Source organism: Pectobacterium sp. CHL-2024, assembly GCF_044751765.1.
GTDB lineage: Bacteria > Pseudomonadota > Gammaproteobacteria > Enterobacterales > Enterobacteriaceae > Pectobacterium > Pectobacterium brasiliense.
In genome coordinates, this window is the sequence record NZ_JBIXKO010000046.1 from 1 (window position 1) to 1220 (window position 1220).

Here is a 1220-nt window from a genome sequence, read left to right on the forward strand (position 1 = left end):
TTGTATCTTGAACTAGGTAGTGGGTGATGGTTAGCTACCATCACCTGAAACAGGGTGAATCTGGTACGTCCTATAAGGTCAGACCTTGTCTTACAGCTGAGATCCCCTGTTTCACCTTTCACGCCAGCATCAACTTTGAACGGTAGCCAGGAGCATAGACTCCGCATGAACAAGGAAAATGGGCGTGATGGTTATATGTGAAAGGAGACACGTATGATTCAGTTAGGTATTGATGTCGGAAAAAGCAAAATAGACTTATGCCTCAGGCCAGATGGCCCGGAAGGTCGCAAGAAAACCAAAATACTGACTAACGGACCTGATGTCGCAGTCAGCGTTCTGGAATGGCTGGCAAAGCAGAAAGTCGCTCCCGCGGATGTTCAGGTGGTGATGGAGTCAACGGGCACTTACCATGAACATCTGGCTTACGGCCTTTATGAGCGGGCGGTACGCGTCATCATTGCCAATCCTGCTCGCGTCCGTGCCTTTGCTCAGGGCATGGGTATCCTCACTAAAAATGATACTGTCGATGCTGACGTTTTAGCCCGGTATGGCGCTATGCGTCAGCCGGATGTGTGGCAGCCCCCTTCTCCCGCTATCCAGGAACTGAAAGCACTCCTCAGCAGACGTGATGCGTTGGTACACGATGTGGGTCGTGAACAAAGCCGACTCGAGAAACTTCTCTCAACGCGATGTTCATCGCTGGTTGAAGCCTCTGTCAGAAAGATACTTCAGGTGCTGAACAACGAACTGCAGGTGGTACAAGCGCTGATTGATAACCATATCGATAACCATCCTGAGCTGAAACGGGATATGGAATACCTGACGTCGATAAAAGGGATAGGGTCAGCAGTCGGGAGTACAATGCTGGTAGTCCTGAGGGGAAATCACTTCATCAGTGCAGAACAGGCAGCATCCTGGGTGGGGGTTGTCCCTAAGGAAAAACGTTCAGGAAGCTCTGTCCGCGGCAGAACAAGACTCTCAAAGAATGGTCCTCCAGAAGTGAGAGCCAAACTCTTTATGGCTGCAATAGTTGCCGTCAAACACAACCCTCTACTCAAACAGTTTTATGACCGCCTTCTGGCGGCGGGAAAAGCGAAGATGTCAGCGCTGGGTGGGGTGATGAGAAAGCTGGTACACATCTGCTACGGTGTTGTGATGAAACAGCAAAAGTATGACGAGAATTACGCTACAGCAGCTTGACGCTCAAGACGGTAGCTGTA

1 protein-coding gene is annotated in these 1220 nt (G+C 50.3%); it reads left to right on the forward strand.

Features of this window, described 5'->3' with window-relative positions; genetic code table 11:
• The first annotated feature begins 213 nt into the window (after positions 1 to 213).
• Positions 214 to 1200, forward strand: coding sequence for an IS110 family transposase (locus ACIPUG_RS21405; protein WP_205591151.1), 987 nt, complete (start codon positions 214 to 216; stop codon positions 1198 to 1200).
• Positions 1201 to 1220 lie beyond the last annotated feature (20 nt).